Origin of the sequence: Cerasicoccus sp. TK19100 (assembly GCF_027257155.1) — a bacterium.
In the GTDB taxonomy this organism is placed as follows: Bacteria; Verrucomicrobiota; Verrucomicrobiia; order Opitutales; family Cerasicoccaceae; genus Cerasicoccus; species Cerasicoccus fimbriatus.
Genome location: NZ_JAPWDU010000010.1, coordinates 93,019 through 114,236, shown reverse-complemented (window position 1 = coordinate 114,236; position 21,218 = coordinate 93,019). Strand labels below are relative to the sequence as shown.

Sequence of the window (21,218 nt, the reverse complement as noted above, 5' to 3'; positions counted from 1 at the left end):
TATGGACGACACCGCCACTATTCGAATTGGTAACGAAAACTATACCCTCCCCATCCTAGTCGGAACGGAGGGCGAGCGCGCGATTGATACCCGCAAGTTGCGCGCGCAGACCGGATGCGTCACTTACGACGAAGGCTATGGCAACACCGGCTCCTGCCAAAGCAAGATCACCTTCATCGACGGTGAAAAGGGCATCCTGCGCTACCGCGGTTACCCGATTGAGGAGATCGCCGAAAATTCCAACTTCGTCGAGGCCGCCTACCTCACCGTTTATGGCGAGCTGCCGAAGGCCGAAGAGCTGCGCAACTATTCCCGCCGCATCCTGCGCGGTGCCTCGATCCACGAGGGCATGAAGAATCTCTTCAACGGCTTTCCCACCAACGCGCACCCGATGGTCATCCTCTCCGCGCTGCTCAATACCTTGGGCAGCTACTACCCGGAGCTGGCGACCAACGACCGCGCCAAGGACCTGGAAAACTTTGATGACGCCGCCGCGACGCTGCTTTCCAAGGTGCGCACCGTCGCCGCCATGAGCTACCGCATGAAGCAGGGCCTGCCGTTCATCGCGCCCAAGCCCAAGCTTTCCTACTGCGCGAACTTCCTGCACATGATGTTCTCCGAGCCCTACAACGACTACGTCCTCCATGACGACGTTGTCAATGCGCTCGATTTGATCTTCCTCCTGCACGCCGACCACGAGCAAAACTGCTCCACCTCCACCGTTCGCATGGTGGCCTCCGGCGGCGCGAACCTCTTTGCCTCGGTTTCCGCTGGCGTCTGCGCCCTGTGGGGCCCACTGCATGGCGGCGCGAACATGGCCGTGGTCAAGATGCTGCAAGACATCCACGACGCGGGCGACGACGGCTCGGACTTCATCGAAAAGGCCAAGACCGGCGAAACCCGTCTCATGGGCTTCGGTCACCGCGTCTACAAGAACTACGACCCGCGCGCGAAGATCCTCGGCGAAGCCGCCGAAAAGGTGCTGGCCGCGATGAACATCAACGACCCGCTGCTCGACATCGCCCGCCGCCTCGAAACCAAGGCCCGCGAGGACGACTACTTCGTCAGCCGCAACCTTTACCCGAATGTCGACTTCTACAGCGGCATCATCCTGCAAGCCATCGGCATCCCGCTGGACATGTTCACGGTTATCTTCGCCATCGGCCGCATGCCGGGCTGGATAGCAAACTGGAAGGAGCTCGCCGAGAGCGGTGCCCGCATCCACCGTCCGCGCCAGATCTACCAAGGTGCCACTCAGCGCGCCTACGTGAAGATGGATGACCGCAAATAGCGGAGCTATTTGCGGAGATTAAAGAGAGCAAATTAAAGATTAAAGTCCGGTGGTAACGCCGGACTTTTTTCGTGTGATGGCGGAACGCGAATTTCCACATTCGCTTACATTCCATCTAACCAAAGGTAGGGCGCAGTCTCCAGACAAGCCGCAGCGCTGGAGTTCGATAGTATTTTTATACTTGGTCCATCGCGAGCAGTGCATTTACACGAAAGTGAGCAGCAAATTACCGATAATAATTTCGTGGTTTTACCGCTGTTTGCCAACTGAAATGACTTTTTCTAGTAATTCCTTGGAGCTAATTTGTCCTGTCGATCATGAGTTATTCACAGGTATATGTGATTAAGTTCTTAGTGCGTTTTTCTTTACGGAAGAAAATAGGTTATTCACACTTATTCACATTACCAGTAAGTCGGTTACACAAATCAACCCTCAACGGAGGAAGAAGATGGATCATTTGATCATCGTTCTAGTTCTAATCCTTCTCCTGATCTTAGCAGTACGGGAAAGGTGTTGAACTCGGCCCCCTAACAAGGGGGCCATCTCCGAGGAGGGCTGTTGTAAAGATGATTTCTATCTGACCTTTTGAGTCAATCCGGATTGTATTAAGAGTGTAGCCACTCCAGCGTAGTGGCTTGTCTAGAGACTGCGCCCTACCTTTGGTTAGATGGAATGTAAGCGAATGTGGAAATTCGCGTTCCGCCACTCCGGCGAATTACTCCACCTCGACGATCATCTGGATCTCGACGGTCGTGTCCTTCGGCAGGCCGCTGACGGCCACGGCGGCGCGGGCGTGCTTGCCCTTTTCGCCGAGGGCGGCGACGAGGAGGTCCGATGCGCCGTTGATGACGGCCGGGCTGTCACTGAAGCCTTCGTCGGCGTTGACGAAGCCGTTGACCATGACCACTTGCTTGATCTTGTCGAGGCTGCCGATGGCGGACTTCACCACGGCGAGCGAATTGAGTGCACAGACGGCGGCGGCGTCCTGGCCGAATTTCAGGTCGCGCAGTTTGCCGACCTTGCCGGTGTGGGTCATTTCGCCCTTCTGCATGCAGATGGCACCGGAGACGTGCAGCACATTGCCCACGCGGGTGAAAGGCACATAACTGCCAGCGGGGGCCGGCGCGGCCGGCAGTTCATGACCAAGTTCCTGGAGGCGGGCTTCGATTGACATGGGGCTATGGAAAGGAAAAAGGAAAAAGATTAAAGGAAAAAGGGTGAAGCGGGGTGTAGTCTGTGGTGAATGCGGTTGAAAATCAGGGCGTTGTGGGTATGGTTTCGTTATGGCCGAAGTGGAACATGGAATGACCTTAGCCACCGATATTACGGCGCTGGAGCTGCTGGCCCCCGACGGGGAACGGGTGTCGGTGGGGGCGCTGGTTGCTGATTCGCCGACTGTCTTTGTGTTTTTGCGGCACTTCGGCTGCCTGGCTTGTCAGGAGCATGTGGCGCTGTGGAAGCCGCGCTTGGCGGAGTTTGCCTCGGCCGGCGCGGTCGTCATTTTTATTGGCAATGGGGACACCAAGCAACTGCGCGAGTTTGTCCAAAAGACCGGATTGGTGGACCAGCCCGCGGCGGCCTACACCGACCCTGAGAAGCGGTTTTACGATGTGCTGGGCATGGAGAATTCCCTGGCATCGGTGCTCAGCCCGGGGGCAATGTTCAATGCGGTGCGCGCGCTGGGGCGTGGGCACTTGCAGACTTCGGTGCAGGGCGATCCGACGCAGCAGGGTGGGGTGCTGATTGTCGATTCGGCCAAGCGGGTCCAGCTTTTGCATCGCGAAGCGCGGCTCGGTGATTACCTGCCAGTCGAACAGGCCTTAGCCAAGGTGAAGGAGTTGGGCTAAAGCGCGAGCCGGTCGAGCGCGATTTTGACGACGACTTTCTTCACGCTCACGGATATATTTCCGGGATTGAGCGCGGGCATGTGGGCATCCTGTGGCAGGAGCAGGGCAAAGGTTCCGGGCTCCATGGTTAGCTGGAGCTTGGCGGTGCTTTCGTATTGGTAAAATTCCACATCCTTTTCCGCAGAGTAAGGCGTCTTGACCGAAAGCGTATGCGTAGGATAGACCGCGATTCGCTCGGCTTCTACGAGGGACATTTGGATATCGGCAAATTTTCGGTGTGCTTCGAGAATGGCGTCGGGTGCGTCGGCGGCTTTGGTATCGTAGGTCATCACGCGGGCAAAAAGCGTGTCGCCATCAATCGGGTATTCGCCGTCCGGCGTGTGGGGCCCGATGCCGGTCAAAAAAGCAAAGGCCCGTTCCCAATCCTCGCCCAGGGAGTAAGTCTGCCAGTTGGAAATGTGGTCAACGATCATGGGGACAGGTCAGTGTATTCCATGCATAAACGCAAGCTGGCTCGCTGGCTAAAGCTAAGCGGCACAAAAAAATCCGGCTTGGCAGAATTCAATCCACCAAGCCGGACTTTAATTTTTAATTTGTTTACTTTAATCTCCGCGCCAGCGGCGCGGCTAAAGCTCGCGGGCGAACTCTTGCAGGGAGCGCACTTCGAGTGGGCTTTCCTTGAGGGCCTTGATGCCGTTGAGCGCGCCTTCGGCGAAGCTGAGTGTCGTCATGATGCACACCTTGCGGAGCACGGCCTCTTCGCGAATCTGGTTCTCGTCGAGGCGCGGGGTCTGGCCGCTGGGCGTGTTGATGATCAGCTGCATCTGGCCGTTCTTGAGCATGTCGAGCACGTTCGGGCGGGCACCCTCACTGAGCTTGAATAGGCGCTGGACTGGGATGCCGGCTTCTTCGAGCACGGCGGCGGTGCCGGAGGTCGAGTGGATCTTGAAGCCGAGCTTGTCCAGCTCGCGAGCCAGCTCGACTGCGCGCGGCTTATCGCGATCGCGGACGGACAGGAAGACGTTGCCTTCGGTCGGCAGGGCGGGCTGGGCCGCCATTTGGCTCTTGGCGATGGCCAGGCCGAGGTCGTAATCGAGGCCCATGACTTCACCCGTGGAGCGCATTTCCGGAGACAGCGTGATCGCAGCACCCGGGAAGCGGACGAACGGGAACACGGCCTCCTTGACGGCCCAATAATGCGGGGTGACTTCTTCGGTGAAGCCGATCTGCTGCAGCGTCTCACCGGCCATCACGCGGGCGGCGTATTTGGCCAGCGGTGTGCCGATCGCCTTGGAAATAAACGGCGCGGTGCGTGAGGCGCGCGGGTTGACTTCGAGGATGTAAAGTTCGTCGTCCTTGATCGCGTATTGGACGTTCATCAGGCCGACGACTTCCAGCTCGCGGGCAAGGTTGTAAGTCGCCTCGCGGACGGTATCGAGCATCTCTTTGGAGAGTGTGTGCGGGGGCATGACCATGGCCGCGTCACCCGAGTGAACACCGGCGTATTCGATGTGCTCCAGCATGCCGCCGATGACGACCGTTTTGCCGTCGCTGATGGCGTCCACATCGAGCTCGATGGCGTCTTCGAGGAACTTGTCGATCAGCACGGGTTTGCCAGGAGCGGCGTCGAAGGCTTCGCGGATCACGCGCTTCATGTCGTCGGTGTTGTAGACGATGAACATGCCGCGGCCACCGAGAACGAAGCTCGGGCGCAGGAGGATCGGGAAGCCAATTTCGCCCGCGAGCTCGTAGGCCTGCTCTGGCGAAAGCGCGGTGGCGTTGCGCGGCTGCTTGAGGCCGACGCGGTCGAGAATTTGCTTAAACAGTTCGCGGTCTTCGGCGGCATCGATCATTTCCGGCGAGGTGCCGATGATGTTCACGCCGTTTTCCTTGAGCTGCGTGGCGAGGTTGAGCGGGGTTTGGCCGCCAAACTGCACGATTGCGGCGCAGCACTCCTCCTGGTGGTAAACTTCGAGCACGTCTTCAAGCGTGAGCGGCTCGAAGTAGAGGCGGTCGGAGGTGTCGTAGTCCGTGGAAACGGTTTCCGGGTTGGAGTTGACCATGACGGTCTCGTAGCCGGCTTCGCGCAGGGCGTAGCTAGCGTGGACGCAGCAGTAGTCAAACTCGATGCCCTGGCCGATGCGGTTCGGGCCGCCGCCGATGATCATCACCTTCTTTGTGTCGGATTTGATGATCTCGTTTTCCGCGCCGTAGGTGGAGTAATAGTAGGGCGTGTAGGCCTCAAACTCCGCCGCGCAGGTATCGACCAGGCGGTAAACGGTATTGATGCCGTGCTCCTCGCGCAGTTTCTTGATGTTGCGGATCTTCGTGTTGACGATGTGGCTGAGCTGGACATCGCTGAAGCCGCTTTCCTTGGCCTGGAGCAGCAGCTCGGGCGTGAGGCCGGAGATCTTGGCATCGCGCAGCTTGAGCTCGAGCTGGACGATTTCCACGAGCTGGACGAGGAACCAGCGGTCAATTTTGGTGAATTCGAAAATCTCGTCGAGCGTCATGCCGGCGAGCACCGCGTAGCGAATGAAGAACACGCGCTCCATGGTGGGCTTGGCGAGACCGGCGCGGATGGCGGTCTTGTCGGGCAATTCGTCGTCGCCGTATTTGCCACCGCCGCCGAAGCCGCGGGCACCGATTTCGAGCGAGCGCAGCGCCTTCTGGAAGGACTCCTTGAAGGTGCGGCCGATGGCCATGGCCTCGCCGACTGACTTCATGGAAGACGTCAAGGTCGGGTCGGCACCCACAAACTTTTCAAAGGTGAAGCGCGGCATCTTCGTGACCACGTAGTCGATGGTCGGCTCGAAGGAGGCCGGGGTCTCGCGGGTGATGTCGTTCTTCAGCTCGTCCATCGAGTAGCCCACGGCGAGCTTCGCGGCGATCTTGGCGATCGGGAAGCCGGTGGCCTTGGAAGCCAGCGCCGAGGAGCGCGATACGCGGGGGTTCATCTCGATGACGATCATGCGGCCGGTTTGTGGATCGACGGCGAACTGGATGTTCGAGCCGCCGGTCTCGACGCCGATGGCGCGGATCACGGCGAACGACGCGTCGCGCATGAGCTGGTATTCCTTGTCAGACAAGGTCATCGCCGGGGCGATGGTGATGGAGTCGCCCGTGTGGACGCCCATCGGGTCAAAGTTTTCAATGGAGCAAATGACGACGCACTGGTCCTTGTGGTCACGCATGACCTCCATTTCGTATTCCTTCCAGCCCAGGAGGCATTCTTCTACGAGCACTTCGTTGACCGGGGAAGCGTCCAGGCCGTAGGCGATCATCTTGTCGAATTCTTCCTTGTTGTAGGCAATGCCGCCGCCGGTGCCGCCAAGGGTGTAGCTTGGGCGGATGATGAGCGGATACTGGCCGATCTCCAGCGCGGCTTCGCGGGCACCTTCGAGGGTGTGAACCGTCTTGGACTTCGGAATGTCCAGGCCGATCTCGATCATGATCTGGCGGAACTTCTCACGGTCCTCGCCGCGTTCGATGGCGTCCTTCTTCGCGCCGATCAGCTCGACGCCGTGCTTTTCGAGGATACCCAGCTCATAGAGCTTGAGGGAGAGGTTGAGGCCGGTCTGGCCGCCCAGGGTCGGCAGCAGCGCGTCGGGCTTCTCGCGTTCGATGATCTTCTCGATGATCTCCGGGGTCAGCGGTTCGACGTAAGTCGCGTCCGCAAAGTCCGGGTCGGTCATGATCGTGGCCGGGTTGGAATTAACCAGGACAACGCGGTAGCCCTCTTCTTTAAGAGCTTTACAGGCTTGGGCGCCAGAGTAGTCGAATTCACAGGCCTGGCCGATGATAATCGGGCCGGAGCCAATGATCAGGATGGTTTCAATGTCGGTGCGCTTGGGCATAGTCGGGTTCTAGATTTGGGCAAAATTTCGCGGAGTTTTGGCATCTAATTGTCCTGGGGCAAGTTTAGTTTAGCGGAAATCGTCTTCCAGGAGGGAAATCGGCGCTCAAGAGCCGCATTTTAACAAGTTATCTTAAGTTTTTTAATTTTTGAACTGGTAAAAATGGCCCTGCCCTTTTGTTTATGAGTATGGATTCAGTAGAGTGTTTCATTGAAGAAAGGCGTGACGAAATCCTGAATAAATGGACTGAAAAATGTCGCCAGCAGGTTTCTGCTGCTCGCGATGCACATTCTTTGGCTCTTATCAATTGCCTGCCTCAGGTTCTTGATGATATACAACTTGCGATTTTGGATGACGCTAAAACCCAGGAGGGGCGTGTATCTGGTGCGAAAAAGTTTAATCTTCTGCACAGTCGGGAACATGGCCGTCAGCGGGCCTCCGTTTCCGGATATACTGCGAAGCAAATCATACAGGAATACCTTCTCCTGAAGCATGTCATCACGGATATGGTCCAGGACATGGATTTGCCGAACCGCACAAACTGCATTGAGGCGGTGAACACAGTGGTCGATTTAAACATCATGGGCGCGGTGGAGGAGTTTACCCACGCCTTGGACGAGGTCCAGAGCACCTTGCTGGGCACGTTGGCGCATGACATTCGAAGTCCGTTAACGGTGGCGACGACTGCGCTCCATCTGCTCTCCGACGAGAATACGCCCAAGAGTGAGCTGAAACCCATGCAAGATATGGCGATCCATAGCTTGCAGCGCGCCACCAACCTGCTGGGCGGTTTGCTTGACACCCTGGCCATCGAAGCTGGCGATGGAGTCATGATGCACTTTGAGCCCGGCGATTACGTGAAAACTTTCAGCATGGCGTGTCGTGATGCCACACAGATATACGACCGCATTGAATATGAGGCACCCGAGGAGCCGTTGGAAGGCGTTTTTGACCCCTCAGCCCTGAGCCGCATCATCGATAATCTGGTGTCCAACGCCATCCGCTACGGCGCTATGGGTAAGCGGATACGCTTAACGATGCGGCAGGATGGCGACAGCGTCTTGCTTTCAGTCAATAATTTGGGAGACCCGATACCCGAGGAGAAGCAAGAACAGATTTTTGAGTTTGTCTCGTCAGATTTTCAATCAACTCAAAGCAAAAACAGCTGGAGTATGGGGCTGACGTTCGTGAAACTCGCTGTGGAAGCGCACGAAGGAGAAGTGGGGATTGAGAGCGATGAAAAGGAGGGCACCACCTTCAGGATTCGCCTGCCACTCAAGGCTAAGGAGCCGGGTAAGGAGCGCACGCAGTTGCTGGTGTAGCGTACCGCTGATACTGGCGCTCGCTGGTCTTTTTACTTGAGCAAACCATCGGCCTTGGCTTGGTCGAGCTTGCCTTTGACAACGGCCCAGATGGCCTCGCTGCCTTTGGCGATGCGGCTGTTGACGGCGTAGACGCTCTCGGCCGGGATGTTATGGGTTTTCCAGCTGTGGCCGTCGCTATTGATGTTTTGCAGGATGGGTGGGATGCGGTCGATGGCGCGGGCGTAACGGGAGTCCGCGGTCTCGCCCTCCTCGAACTCATACCAGAGCGCCAGGTATTCCTCGGCCTGGTGCTCGGGCAGGTAGGCCAGGAGGCGTTTGACGCCCTCGGCTTCCTCGGCCTTCAGCTCTGGGGCTTCGCTGGCGTAGATGATGGTGTCGCCCACGTCGATCTCGCCCAAATCGTGGATGATGAGCATGCGGATGACGCGGTCGATGTCGATGGGGGCGTCGGCGTGGTCGCGCAGGGTCAGGGCGAGCAGGCACACGTGCCAGCTGTGCTCGGCGGAGTTCTCGTAGCGATCGAGGCCGGTGGGCTTCGTCTTGCGGTGGACGTTTTTCAGTTTCTCAACCTCAACAATGAAGTCCAGTATGCGCGTAATTTCCTCCATAGTGATATTTGATATAGAGACGCTGAACAAACCGCCAACGCCTTTGTCGCAAAAATCGTGAAAGAAGACTACGTGATCATCCTGCTGGGTTGGGAGAAGCGCCGACTGGTCTACAATGGCCTGTTGGTGGCGATCACGGTGGCGCTGTGCACGCAGCTGAATTTATGGGGGCAGCTTGGCCGCGAGTTTTTTGAGGTCAACCTGCTGGTACTGGCGCTGGCGGCGAACCTGCTTTACCTGATAGGCCCGGCAATGGAGTGCTACCTGACGCACCGTGGGCGCGACTGTTTCTGGATTCGACGGGGCATGTTCTGGGGCGGCACGCTGCTGTCCATGGCCATGACCGCCTACATGCTGCACTCGTTTGCGTTTCCGCTACAGTCGTGGCTGTTCAACTGATGTCTACGATGAAGGAGGAACTGAAGGCGATATGTCTGTCGTGGGAAAAACTGCGGCTGGTCTACAACGGGGTGCTGGTTTTGGAAAGTGTAAGCCTGTTTTTCCTGCTTGGCATGCATGACTGGGTGACCCCGTATTTTTATCTGGTTATCTTACCGGTCCTGGCGGTGATTGCGAATGTGTGCTTTACGCTGGGACCGGTGGTTGAAGGTTATGTGTTCTTTCTTGGCTTTCACCGTTCATATTTGCGTTGGGTTCTTTTCGTTCCAGGGATGCTTTTTGCGATTTTTTTGGCGCTGATGACGCTGGGTGGCATGGCCTTTGGGCAAGGCATGGATGATTTTTAGCTTCTGTCTTGTGCCACATTATTGGACACTCTCCAGGTTGCTTTAATCTTTAATTTGCTCACTTTAATCTCTCATGCCCATTCCCCTGCATTGGCACACGGAGCCGCTGTTGCTCCTGTTGTTGATTGGCGCTGGCTGGCTTTACGCCCTGGCGACGGGGCCGCTGCGTGAGAAAATTGCCCCGGGGGAGCGCTTTAATGCGCTGAAGGCGACGAGCTTTTATCTCGGCCTGGCTGTGGCGTATTTGACGGTTGGCTCGCCGCTGGACCAGTGGGGCGAGAGCTTTCTGTTTTCCGCCCACATGGTGCAGCACATGTTGCTGGTTTACCTCGTGCCGCCGCTCTTGATCCGGGGCCTGCCGACGTGGCTTGCTGATTGGCTGCTGACGCCGAAAGTGGTCCGCGCGCCGGTGAAGGTGCTGGTGCATCCGTTTGTGGCCTGGCTGTCGTTCACTGTGATCTACACCGCGTGGCACATCCCCTCGCTTTACGAGCTGGCGCTGCAAAACAAATCTGCCCACGTGTTGGAACATTGGATGATGTTTATCCCGGCGATGATGACCTGGTGGCCGATCATCAGCCCCTCTAAACTACTCCCACCGATTGGCTACGGGCCGCGCATGCTGTATTTGTTCCTGCTAATGGTCGGGCAACTGCCGGTATTTGGCTTTTTAACGCTGTCGGAAACCGTGCTTTACCCGACCTACGAATGGGCACCGCGCGTGGTCGACCTCAGCCCGCTGCAGGACCAAATTCTGGGCGGCCTGATCATGAAGGTCACCAACATGGGTGTCTCGCTGACGCTGCTCGCCTGGTGCTTCTATGCCTGGTATCGGCAGGATAATCCGGATGAGGTCGGCGTGCCTCTGCCGAGTGCGGCGCGTAGCGCGGAGTGAGCTGGAGGGCGATGCTTCGTCATCGCCGCCACGGATGAATAGTGCGTTAGAAGAAGCAAGGGGCAACGTTCGGCGATGACGAAGCATCGCCCTCCAGTGGGCTATTCGGACCTTGATTCAAAAGCCCTATGCTATGTTTCGAAAAGCCTAGTGCTTCTTTTTCAAAACAACAGTGCTTGTGTTTAGGAAGCAACAGTGGCTATGTTGGAGCAACACAGCCTGCTGTGTCGGAGTAACAACAGTGGTGTTGTTTTTGAAAAGACCTAGGCGTCTTTTTGGGGGATGAAATCGCGCCTCGCGATGTCGGTGTATGCGGGTTGGCTTTAGCCATCCGCATGTTGTCAATGGCAGGCATGCCAGGCAGGTCCACTGTGTCGGCCTCTAAAGAGACCTACCTACCGCCACGCTAGCGCATGCTTTCCCAGAGGCGCTTGGCGCGCTCAAGAATGGATTGCTTGGCGGTGGCGACTTCGGCCTCGCGGGCGCGCAGGTTTTCGTTGGCGATTTGAGCGAGGTGGTCGAGGTTGTAGAGATAGACGTTGGTCACGTCTTCCGCGGCCTGCTCGATGTCCCGCGGGAGGGCGGTGTCGATGGCGATCAGTGGCTGCGCGGGGCGCTTTTTCATGATCGGCTTGAGCATGTCGCGGGTGATCAGCGGTTGGGGCGCGGAGGTGGCACCGATAATGATGTCTGCCCGCTCCAGGAGCTGCGGCAGCTTTTCCAGGGGCGCGACCGCACCGGTGAATTGCTCGGCGAGCAGGCGGGCGCGCTCTAAATTTCGGGCTGCGACGACGATGCGCTGGGCACCGCGGCTAACGAGCGCTTGCGTGGTCTTTTCGCCGACTTCGCCTGAGCCCAGCAGGACAACATTGACGTCCGCCAAGTCGCCGCAAACGCGGATCGCGAGCTCGGTGGCGATGTTGCCAATGCTCACCTGGCCCTTGCTGACGCCAGTGTTGGTGCGAATCCATTTGGCCGTCTGGAAACTTTTTTGGAAAACGCGATTGAGCACGCGGCCGGTAAGCTGCTGATCGCTGGCCTTGGCGTAGGCATCCTTGAGCTGGCCGAGGATTTCATTCTCGCCGACCATCTGGGAGTCCAGCCCGGAGGCCACCTCGAAGGCATGGCGCACGGCCTCTTCTCCGGTGAGCCAGAAGCTGTGGTTTTCCAGTTCGTTGAGCGGCATGCCGTGCATGGCGGCTAGCTGGTTGAGCAGGGTGGGGCGCAGGTCGGCCTCGTCGGTGACGCCGTAAATTTCGACGCGGTTACAGGTATTCAGAATCAGGCATTCCTCGACGCAGCCGCTGCGCAAATCTTCGGCCAACTGCTCGGCGCGGGCAACATCCAGTGCCAGGCGCTCCCGCACCTCGATGGACGCCGTGCGGTGCGAGCTGCCAAGGACAAATAGTGCTTTGCCGTTATTTTCGGGCATCGTCGAGGAATTCCACGCCGTCGGCTTCTGGGTACGCGGCGCTGCGTTGGGTAAGCGGCCACAGGGAAACCAGGGCCACGACGAACAAACCGAGACAGGTCTTGGCAAACTTCTGCGCTACCAGTTGGTTGCGCCGACGCTGCAGTAAGACAAACAGGTAGGCCAGCCAGACGGCCAAGGCGATGGTCAGCTTGACCAAGCCCACGGCATGGGGTGCCTGCAGCCAGTTGAGAAAGCCAATGGCCACGGCAACGGTGAGCACGGACACGCCGAGCGAGATCAGCTTGGTGTTAATGACCTCCAATTGGCGAATCGCTGGCAGCATGCCGAAGAGGCCGCCGGTCTGCATCTTTTTCAGGGCGCGGTCCTGGAGCATATACATGAGCGAGGTCAGCGCGAGGACGGCAAAAATGCTGTAACTGAAAATCGCCAGCGCCGCATGAAAGCCAACCCAAGGGCTGCCGGGAAGCTCCAGCGGCGGTGCCTGGTCATCCCAACTGGCGATCGACAGCGAGATTAGCGAAAGGCCGAAGCCAAAGCCCGAGGAAAAGAAATTGAGCAGCTTGAGCTGAAACATTTGCCGCAGGACAAAGTTGAGCCCCACGGCGAACCAGGCCAGCACTTGAAAAACCTCAAAGGTGTTGCTCAGCGGGATTGCGTGTATCTCCAGCCCGCGCACATACAACCCGAAGCTCTGGAAAATGAAGCCGCCAATCAGCAGGACCATGAAAATGACATGCGGATACTCGCGCCGCCGAATCAGTGGTGCCAGCGCAAACAGAAACGCCAGGCCGTAGAATACACAGCCTGTGCCGGTCAATGCGCGGTCATGCCAAAAACTCATTCGATTGCGGAGTGCGGATTGCGGAGTGCGGAATTAATGAAACGAAACTAGGATGGACTTCTGTGGATTTCCAGCCCGCAAAACGATGATGATGTTTACCAACTGGCTCTGCCGGGTCACTCCGCATTCCGCACTCCGCAATCCGCGAGAAACTGGTCGATGCGGCCGTTGAGGAAGTCGATAAATGCCGGGTGATCGTTGAGGCAGGGGATTTGTTGGAACTGTTCGCCGCCTGCTTCGAGGAAGATTTCTTTTCCTTCCTCGGAAATTTCTTCCAGCGTTTCCAGGCAGTCAGTGATGAATGCCGGGCAAAGCACGAGCAGGTTTTTAATTCCTTCGCCGGGCATATCGCGCAGGCGAAAGTCGGTGTAGGGCTTCAGCCACGGGTCGCGCCCCAGGCGTGATTGGAACGAGATGCTGTATTTGTCCTTCGGTATGCCGGCACGCTCAGCCACGGAGTGGGTGGTGGTGAAACATTGGTGGCGGTAGCAGGTGTGATGGGCCGGGTGGCAAGTCTCACAGCAGTCCGGACGCTCCAGGCAATGCGCGTGCGAGGGGTCACTCTTGCGCAGGTGTCGCTCGGGAATGCCGTGGTAGGAGAAGAGCACGTGGTCGTAGCCTTGCTGAAGATAGGGCGTCACGCTGGCGGCCATGGCGCTCAGGTAGTCCTCGTCATTATAAAAAGGCTGGAGCAGGGTGACGTTCATACCCGGCTTTTGCGCGTTAACCTCCTCCATCACGCGGACGACCACAGTCTCGTAGCTGCTCATGGCGTAGTGCGGATACAGCGGCATTACGTAAAGCTGATCCACGCCTGCGTTGACGAGCTCGCGCACGGTGCTGGCAATGGATGGCTCACCATACCGCATAGCCAGGGCGATGGGGAAATCGCGGTCTTTGGCCACCAGTTCGCGTTGCTTTTTGCTGGTTACGATGAGGGGCGAGCCCTCCGGTGTCCAGATGCTGGCATAGGCTTCGGCAGATTTCTTGGGGCGAGTTGGCAGGATGAAGCCGCGGACAATGAGGTTGCGAATCGGCGTCGACGCATCGATCACCCGCTCATCAAGCAGGAACTCTTTTAAATATTCGCGCACATCGGGGACGCTGGTTGATGCAGGAGAGCCAAGATTGAGCAATAAAACGCCAGGTTTTGCCATCAGTCGAATCAAGCAGGATGCCGGAAGTATTCAACCAAGTTTAAGATTTTAAGAAACTTTAATTGCCAGCAGCCGTGCTGCTCCGTTGCCATTTTAGCGCAGAATTAACAAGATTATGTGCACTAGTATTTTGCATCTTGTTCATTTTCAGTGGTTTAATTTGAATGTTATGAAATTGTAAATGCCAACTACTCGGAGACCGGGCTCGAATAATAAGCTTGATCTGGGGGGATAAATCTAGTTTTCTGTTCCTTGTTGCTAGCCATTGTCAGTTGGCGACTAATATATATAATAAATCATCAACACCTGAATATCATGAATACCAAGTCCAAAAAGGGTTTCACACTCGTCGAAATTATGATCGTGGTTGTCATCATCGGTCTCTTGGCCGCTATGGCGATTCCAGCGTTCCAAAAGGTTCGTGAGCAATCCCGCGAAAAGGCAATCACCAACAACCTTCGCCAAATCGCTTCCGCTGGTCAGCAGTACATCCTCGAAGAAGGTGTTACTCAAGCTACCTACGCACAACTCGAAGGCGATTACTTCAACGAGATCTCCGCAGTTGCTGACGAAACCTACACCGCTATCACCGTTCTTGAAAACGGCGGCACCATCAGTGCTGGTACCACCGGTGGTATGACCGTTGTCTTCACTTACTAATTCGTTAGTTAAATATTTTTCAACGAGCCGTCCATTATGGACGGCTCGTTTTGTTTGCTGACAGCGCGTTTTTGATTCTGCAAACTCTCGGCCATTAATGAAATCCGCAATTTCGGCACTGGTTGGAAACTCCCTGCAATCGAAGCCTGACTTAATACGTCTGGCCTTGTTTGCGCTGCTGGGGTTGATGAGCATTTACTTCGGCTTCCTGCATTTTGACGCCTCGAAGTCGGTCCTCATGGTCAAGCATTGGGGCTACTATTTCATGCTGGCCGCCGTGGTCAGTTTTGGCACCTCGGTTTATTTGGTGCTTAGGGTACACGGAACCGAGCTTGTTTCGTGGTATCGTATCAATTGCCGTTGGGCCTTTTGGCTAACGCTCATTGCTCTAACGGGCTACCTTTGGACGAGCCAGGAAATCGGCTTCAAGGTGATGATGGACGAGATCAACCTGCTCGGTACATCGATGCGATTGCACTATGACAATGTCGCGATGAATCCGCTGCGGGGCTACGACATCAATGGCGTCTTTTTGCCACTCGATGTAGGCTTCATCGATAAACGGCCGGTGCTTTTTCCCTTCCTGATCTCGCTGGTGCACGATCTATTTGGCTACCGCCCCGAGAATGCCCTCTACTTCAACCTATCGCTGATTCCGATAACGCTGGCTATTTGCTATGCGTTGGGGACGATTTTAACGAACCGCCTCGGTGGTTTGTTGGCGATGGTGCTGCTGGCCTGCTTCCCTATGTTCAACCTGTGTTGCCATGGAGGTGGATTTGAAGGGCTAAACTTTTTGCTGATCTTATTCACCTTTTTGGCGACGTATCTGTTTCTCAATCGTCAGGAGCCCGTTTTTCTGAGCCTGCTTTGTTTGTCTACTGTTTTGCTCGCCAATACGCGCTACGAGTCGGCTCTGTTTGTGCTGCCCATTGCGCTGGGGATCATCATTGGCTATCTGCGCGCGGGAAAAGTGGTGTTTTCGTTTGGCTTGTACCTGACGCCTATCCTGCTGCTCCCCGTGCCTTGGTTGCACCGCATCTTCGAGCAGGATCCGGAAGCTTCCTGGCAACTGGTGTCGAAGGGGGCCACTTCACCGTTTGGGTTGGAGTTTGTCCCACGAAATGTGTTCCAGGCTACCACACTGTTTTTTGATACGACGCATCAGCAGCCGGTTTCATTTTTCCTCTCTTGCTTTGGCGTGATTGGCTGTGTCCTGTTGCTGATTGTGCTACTGCATGAGTTGCGCACACCCGGGCCCATGCGTTCTGCGATTCTGGCGCTGGTCCTCAGCGGGTTGGGTGTTGTGATGCTGCTTGTCATTTTGCTGCTTTATTTCTGGGACTTTGATGACACCGTTACTCGTCGTCTCGCACTCCCCATTCTCTTGCTGTTAATTTTTCCAGGAGTCCTCGTGATCGGCGAATTGTTCAAGAAGGAATTCGCCCTGCGCATCGCGATCGCGCTTTCCTTGCTGGTGTTGCTTACGGAGGTGGCACCTCGAAACGCCAAGGATATGTTTACTCAAGAGTATATTCCTGGCCAGATCACCAAGTGGCAGCGCGAATTCATGGAGCGGCACAAGGATGAATATAACCTCGTGATCGACCGCCCGGGTTTATGGGTGACGCATCAGGTGCCAGCCATATCGATTGTGGAAGCTGGCCAGCAAAAGGGGCTGCTCAAATTTCATCTCAAATACAAAACGTTCGACAATCTTTACGCGTTCGAATTCTACACCAAGGACATCCGCCAAGGAGTGATCCGCGGTGATGCCGATACCTTTTTGGACGACGACTATGTGACTGAATTAGTCGAAGAGAAGACGTTTAACGGAGTCGTGCTGATGCGAGTCCTGCGGGTGACAGATATTAAGGCGAACATTCCCGAGGGAATGGTGGAGGAGCCCGAGCCGCTTGAAATCAAAGATTTAAATCGCGACCAAGTGCTGTATTTCCAAAAGATTCAGCAGGCTCGTCTGAGTGAGGTTCTGCCGAAGTAGCGGTACTCGACATTCTGCGAAATGGCTAAACCGTGAATTCCAAGACGCCAATTAAGCTGCTCTCTGCGCTCACGCTTGTTGTGATTGGTTTGGTGATGGCATTTACGGTTTCCGATTACGGTGTTAGCTGGGATGAAACCTTTCGCTGGTCCGGCGGGGATGCGAAGCTGCGCTACTACGAGACACTTTTTTCGGGTAACTTAAATCAAGCGGCCGCGCTACGGCAACAGACCGATCATTACCCTGGCTTGTTCGATCTGCCATTAGCTTTGTATCGCAAAGTAAGTGCTGCACCGGACTACCTTGTCGGTCATGCCTGGTGTGCGTTTTTTGGTTTGCTGGGTATTGCTGGGGCGATGATGCTGGCGCGTCAGTTGTCCGGCTGGCATGCGGCATGGCTCGCGGCAATCTTGATCGCGCTGTATCCTCGATACTGGGGGCATTCGTTTTTTAATCCAAAGGATATCCCGTTTGCCGCCGCCTATGTTTGGGGGCTGTGGGCCTTGGCCAGGGTATTGCAAACTGATGCCCGCAACGCGCGCTCGATGCTGCTCTTTGGTTTGCTGGCGGGCGTGTGCATGTCGGTCCGGGTTGGTGGCTTGCTTCTGCTTTGTTATGCCACGCTGTTCCTCGGGGCACAATTGGTGGTCAACGGACTCGTTCTCGGCCCATTGACTTTTAAACGGCAGCTGTGGGAAAATGCGCGCTGGCTAGCCGGTGCCTCGACGGTTGCGTTGTTGCTGCTGCTTGTTTTCTGGCCCAATGCGCATCAGAATCCTTTTGGCAGCACGGTGGATTCAATTAAGGAAGTTTCGCAGTTCGGTTGGGCGGGCCAAATACTCTTTGCGGGAGAGTCCTATGCGGCCGATGAATTGCCGCGACATTACCTGCCTGCGATGCTCGCGCGCACTGCCCCCGATCTATGGTGGTGGCTGGCGCTCGGCTGTCTGGTTTATTTGGCTGCCAATGTGCGTAATCTGTTGCGGCAATGGTTCACCCGTTGGAGCGTGCTATTGGTCGTGTTTGCCGTGTGTTTTCCGCTGGCCTATATCCTGATTCGCAAATCAATTGTTTATGATGGGGCTCGCCACGTGCTGTTCATTATTCCACCCGCCGCAGCATTACTGGCAATGTCGTCAACGGCGGCTTACCGTTGGTTTAAAGACCGCTGGTCAGCTCGGGTTGGCTTGGTCTGGCTAGTGCCGGCAAGCTTGCTGGCCATTTGGACGTTGATCGACATGGCTACGCTGCACCCCTACCAATACATTTATTACAACCGCCTTTCGGGTGGTGTCGCGGGCGCGAATCAACGCTTTGAAACGGACTACTGGGGCACATCATTCCGCGAGGCTACGGAAACGCTGAGAGCAAATTTACCCGTTCGCGAAGAGCCTTGGCGCATTACTATGGAGCCGCCTTTGGAGGACGTTGTCGCGCGCTTCGGTAAGCCGGTGATTCCGCCTCCCTCGCTGGTGGAGCCATTTCTGGGCGACAACATCGTCTTGGTGCGTAGCCATGAATTACCGGCACCGGACTTCTACATCGCGATAGCCCGCAATGGCTATGACGAAATGCGTGGCGGCGAACCTGTCGTTGAGATTCATCGCGACGGCGTGCGCCTCGCCGTGATCAAATCCTTTGCCCCGGCACCTGGAGGGGCCAACCCATGAGCAGTCCAAAGTATCATCGGGCTTTGGGGTATGCGGCGGCGGGATTTTTCATGATCGTAGCCTGGCTGATCATCATGACTTTTGATGACTATGGCGTCAGCTGGGATGAGTATTTTCGCTGGCAGGGTGGCGAACGAAAATATGATTATTACGAGGCGCTGTTTAGTGGGGACACCGAGCGTGCCGCCGAGCTGCGGTCGGGGAGCGATCACTACCCGGGCTTCTTTGATCTGAGTCTCGCTGTGGCCCGGCGTATCCTGCCCTTTGGCATTGTGGGCACGGGGCATCTTGGCGTCGCGGTATTTGGCTTTGCCGGTTTGCTGGGCGTATACCTAATGGGGCGTAATATTCGTGGCCCGGCCGTGGGGCTAATCGCAGCGATGCTGCTGGCGATTGCGCCCAAGTATTGGGGCCACATGTTTATCAACCCGAAAGACATGCCTTTTGCGGCACTGTTCTGCCTGGCGCTTTGGGCATTGATTCGAGTGGTTGGGCGTCCGGACAAATTGGATTGGCGGACGGCGTTGGTCTTTGGGTTCACTGCTGGTGCTTGTTTGTCGGTGCGCATTGGCGGGCTTTTGATTTTTTGCTATGCGGGCCTGTTCCTGGGCTTGCAGGCGCTCTACCAGTGGCGGCAAAAAGGCTATGGCATTCCGGTGCTGATGGCGGAGACCTTGCGCTTGATTCGCTGGATCGCGATCGCCGCAATTCCAGCCTTTCTCATACTGCTGGCTTTCTGGCCCAATGCTCACCGCAATCCCTTTGGTGCCACCGCCGACACGCTGTCCACGGTGACATCTTTTGGTTGGGAAGGCATGGCTCTTTTTCGGGGCGAGTTGCTTGGTGCGGGCGAAATTCCAAGGGACTACTTGCCCACAATGCTGGTGATGGGACTGCCGGATATGTGGTTCTTCATTGTGCTGGCATTGTTGCTGGCTCTGGTGTGGACCAAGGGACGCGTGCTGGCACCGACTCGCTATGGGCGAGAACATGCGGTGGTGGCGGCGTTGATATTTGCCGCGGTGTTTCCTGTGGCCTACATCATTTACAAGCATGCGGTTGTCTACGATGGATTGCGACATGTGTTGTTCATCCTGCCGATATTGGCGGTGTTGTTGGCCATGGCGATTGACTGGCTCTGGCGCGAGTTATCGAAAAGGTCCGCCATGCTGGGGTATGCCTGGGTCGCCTTATGTGTGGCTTTCGCAATGGTTACTGTTTGGGAAAACATCCGTCTGCATCCCTATCAATATACATACTACAACCGGATGTCGGGCGGTATTGAAACGGTGCAGGATGAGTTTGATGTCGAGTATTGGGGCACGGCGTATCGGGATGCCATGGACATTGTGCTGGCCGATGTGCAGCAACAAGGTATGCAGCCGCCAATCCGCGTGGCAATGCTGCCACCCAAAGGGAAAATTTTCGAACGCTTTGAAGCGGTTGCCCAACCGCCGATTGCAATGGTCGCCTTGTTCTTGCCGCAAGGCTTTGAGCTCGTCGATCCGGACGCGAACCCGGATTACTACTTGGGTATTCGACGATTTGGGTTTGCCGACATGCTGCCGGGAGTAACGGTAGGCGTAGTTGAACGCGACGGTGTCGTCTTTGCCCGCGTAACGCGAATGGATGACAATGAATAAAGCCGACCAAACCGCAAAAGCGAAACCGCGGCGCGTGCTGATGAGCACGTCGGTATTTCCGCGCTGGTCGGGTGATGATACGCCGCCGTTCGTGTTGCGGCAGGCGGAAGCCGTTGCTGACGCGGGTTGGGCGGTGACGGTGCTTGCGCCGCATTGTCATGGCGCGGCATGGAATGAACAGTGGGGGAAGGTCACGGTGATCCGTTTTCCGTATGTTTGGCCACATCGCTGGCAAGGGCTTTTTTACGAGGGCGGCATGCTGGTCCAGCTACGTAATCATCCTCAGCGTAAGTGGCAGCTGCCATTCATGATGATCGCGCAAATTCATGCGACCCGTAAGCTTTGCCATACAAAGCAATACGATCTCGTGCATGCGCATTCGCTACTGCCGCAGGGGCTGACGGCGCTCTACAACGGTTGCTTGCCAGTGGTGGCAACGAGTCATGGTAATGACGTCTTTGGCCTCAAGGAGGGCGGGTTGTATGGCAAGTTGAAGCGTCGCGTTGTCAGCGGGGTGGACGCACTTACCGCTAATAGTTCGGCGACGGAAGCTGCATTGATTCGCTTGGGTGCGCGGCCTGAGCGTATCCACCGGGTGCCCGCGAGCCCGAATGTAGGCAAGCCAGCAGCGGATGGCGTTGCCCGGTTGCGGTCACAGTATGCAGGTGCGCCGTTGATTTTATTTGCGGGGCGCTTGATTGAAGAGAAGGGCGTGGCCGACCTGATTTCGGCATTCGCCAAGTTGGATGACAATGCAGGGCGCTTGGTTATCATTGGTGAGGGCGCAGATCGCTCTAAGTTTGAAGCGCAGGCGTCGCAGTTGGGTGCCGCCCAGCGTATCGAATTCGCTGGTTGGAAGTCGCGTGAAGCGTTGGCGAATTATATGTCAGTGGCGGATATGTTTGTTGGGCCATCGAAGCCATTGAACGGATGGGTAGAGGCGCAGGGGTTGGTGTTTGCTGAGGCGATGGCGGCAGGTTTGCCGGTTGTTGCTACGCGTTGCGGGGGCATCCCGGATATGATCATCGAAGGCGAGACGGGGCTCTTGGTCGAACCGGGAGATGTGGATGCGCTCGCGTCGGCCATAACACAAATACTTTGCGATGCAAAGTTTAGAGCTCAATGCGTTACGCAGGCCCGCCGCCGATATGATGCGGAGTTTAGCCCCGAGGTCGTTACCCGAAAACTCCTTGGTGTCTATGACCGCGTCTTGCGCAATTTCGAAGGGGGAAAGGAGTAGT

The 21,218-nt window shown here is 56.4% G+C and carries 18 protein-coding genes; 11 read left to right on the top strand and 7 right to left on the bottom strand.

Annotated elements, in window-relative coordinates:
* Window position 1: 1 nt before the first annotated feature.
* On the top strand, window positions 2-1,291 hold the full coding sequence (locus tag O3S85_RS20545; RefSeq protein ID WP_269543064.1) for a citrate synthase: 1,290 nt from the start codon (window positions 2-4) through the stop codon (window positions 1,289-1,291).
* A 715-nt stretch (window positions 1,292-2,006) separates the two neighbouring features.
* On the opposite strand, the gene O3S85_RS20540 is transcribed toward O3S85_RS20545, so the two are convergent.
* Window positions 2,007-2,465 (bottom strand): RidA family protein, encoded by a 459-nt coding sequence (locus O3S85_RS20540; protein WP_269543063.1) that lies wholly within the window; start codon window positions 2,463-2,465, stop codon window positions 2,007-2,009.
* Window positions 2,466-2,574: 109 nt separating this feature from the next.
* On the opposite strand from O3S85_RS20540, the gene O3S85_RS20535 reads away from it, so the two are divergent.
* Window positions 2,575-3,138 carry a peroxiredoxin-like family protein gene (locus O3S85_RS20535; protein WP_269543062.1) on the top strand — a complete coding sequence of 188 codons (564 nt, stop codon included), beginning with the start codon at window positions 2,575-2,577 and terminating at the stop codon, window positions 3,136-3,138.
* Here O3S85_RS20535 and O3S85_RS20530 read toward each other — a convergent pair.
* Window positions 3,135-3,611, bottom strand: coding sequence for a NanQ anomerase/TabA/YiaL family protein (locus tag O3S85_RS20530; protein WP_269543061.1), 477 nt, complete (start codon window positions 3,609-3,611; stop codon window positions 3,135-3,137). The genes O3S85_RS20535 and O3S85_RS20530 overlap by 4 nt on opposite strands.
* A gap of 153 nt (window positions 3,612-3,764) precedes the next feature.
* A complete protein-coding gene (gene carB / locus O3S85_RS20525; RefSeq protein WP_269543060.1) occupies window positions 3,765-6,995 on the bottom strand; it encodes a carbamoyl-phosphate synthase large subunit in 3,231 nt (1,076 codons plus the stop codon).
* A gap of 188 nt (window positions 6,996-7,183) precedes the next feature.
* Between carB and O3S85_RS20520 the strand changes: the two genes are divergently transcribed.
* Complete coding sequence (locus O3S85_RS20520) at window positions 7,184-8,317, top strand: sensor histidine kinase (protein WP_269543059.1); 1,134 nt, start codon at window positions 7,184-7,186, stop codon at window positions 8,315-8,317.
* A gap of 32 nt (window positions 8,318-8,349) precedes the next feature.
* On the opposite strand, the gene O3S85_RS20515 is transcribed toward O3S85_RS20520, so the two are convergent.
* Entirely contained in the window at window positions 8,350-8,928 is a 579-nt protein-coding gene (locus O3S85_RS20515) for an HD domain-containing protein (protein WP_269543058.1), read from the bottom strand.
* A 57-nt stretch (window positions 8,929-8,985) separates the two neighbouring features.
* Here O3S85_RS20515 and O3S85_RS20510 point away from each other — a divergent pair, with 57 nt between their 5' ends.
* The 3 genes from O3S85_RS20510 (at window position 8,986) to O3S85_RS20500 (ending at window position 10,569) form a co-directional block, all read left to right on the top strand.
* Window positions 8,986-9,327, top strand: coding sequence for a hypothetical protein (locus O3S85_RS20510; RefSeq protein ID WP_269543057.1), 342 nt, complete (start codon window positions 8,986-8,988; stop codon window positions 9,325-9,327).
* An 8-nt stretch (window positions 9,328-9,335) separates the two neighbouring features.
* On the top strand, window positions 9,336-9,674 hold the full coding sequence (locus O3S85_RS20505; RefSeq protein WP_269543056.1) for a hypothetical protein: 339 nt from the start codon (window positions 9,336-9,338) through the stop codon (window positions 9,672-9,674).
* 73 nt (window positions 9,675-9,747) lie between these two features.
* Entirely contained in the window at window positions 9,748-10,569 is an 822-nt protein-coding gene (locus O3S85_RS20500; protein WP_269543054.1) for a cytochrome c oxidase assembly protein, read from the top strand.
* A 406-nt stretch (window positions 10,570-10,975) separates the two neighbouring features.
* Here the strand turns inward: O3S85_RS20500 and hemA are convergent, their stop codons facing one another.
* The 3 genes from hemA to hemH all read right to left on the bottom strand — a co-directional run bounded on the left by hemA (window position 10,976) and on the right by hemH (window position 14,002).
* Window positions 10,976-12,001, bottom strand: a complete 1,026-nt coding sequence (hemA, locus tag O3S85_RS20495) for a glutamyl-tRNA reductase (RefSeq protein ID WP_269543053.1) — start codon at window positions 11,999-12,001, stop codon at window positions 10,976-10,978.
* Window positions 11,988-12,845 carry a cytochrome C assembly family protein gene (locus O3S85_RS20490; RefSeq protein WP_269543051.1) on the bottom strand — a complete coding sequence of 286 codons (858 nt, stop codon included), beginning with the start codon at window positions 12,843-12,845 and terminating at the stop codon, window positions 11,988-11,990. Before O3S85_RS20490 ends, hemA begins: the two co-directional genes overlap by 14 nt.
* Window positions 12,846-12,961: 116 nt before the next feature.
* Window positions 12,962-14,002, bottom strand: a complete 1,041-nt coding sequence (hemH, locus tag O3S85_RS20485; protein WP_269543050.1) for a ferrochelatase — start codon at window positions 14,000-14,002, stop codon at window positions 12,962-12,964.
* Between the two features lie 315 nt (window positions 14,003-14,317).
* On the opposite strand from hemH, the gene O3S85_RS20480 reads away from it, so the two are divergent.
* From O3S85_RS20480 to O3S85_RS20460, 5 genes are all read left to right on the top strand, one after another.
* A complete protein-coding gene (locus tag O3S85_RS20480; RefSeq protein ID WP_269543048.1) occupies window positions 14,318-14,662 on the top strand; it encodes a type II secretion system protein in 345 nt (114 codons plus the stop codon).
* Window positions 14,663-14,927: 265 nt separating this feature from the next.
* A complete protein-coding gene (locus tag O3S85_RS20475) occupies window positions 14,928-16,664 on the top strand; it encodes an ArnT family glycosyltransferase (protein ID WP_269543046.1) in 1,737 nt (578 codons plus the stop codon).
* Window positions 16,665-16,696: 32 nt separating this feature from the next.
* Window positions 16,697-18,334 carry a hypothetical protein gene (locus tag O3S85_RS20470; RefSeq protein WP_269543044.1) on the top strand — a complete coding sequence of 546 codons (1,638 nt, stop codon included), beginning with the start codon at window positions 16,697-16,699 and terminating at the stop codon, window positions 18,332-18,334.
* Window positions 18,331-19,977 carry an ArnT family glycosyltransferase gene (locus O3S85_RS20465; RefSeq protein WP_269543042.1) on the top strand — a complete coding sequence of 549 codons (1,647 nt, stop codon included), beginning with the start codon at window positions 18,331-18,333 and terminating at the stop codon, window positions 19,975-19,977. The genes O3S85_RS20470 and O3S85_RS20465 overlap by 4 nt, the downstream gene beginning before the upstream one ends.
* On the top strand, window positions 19,970-21,217 hold the full coding sequence (locus O3S85_RS20460; protein ID WP_269543041.1) for a glycosyltransferase: 1,248 nt from the start codon (window positions 19,970-19,972) through the stop codon (window positions 21,215-21,217). The genes O3S85_RS20465 and O3S85_RS20460 overlap by 8 nt, the downstream gene beginning before the upstream one ends.
* Window position 21,218 lies beyond the last annotated feature (1 nt).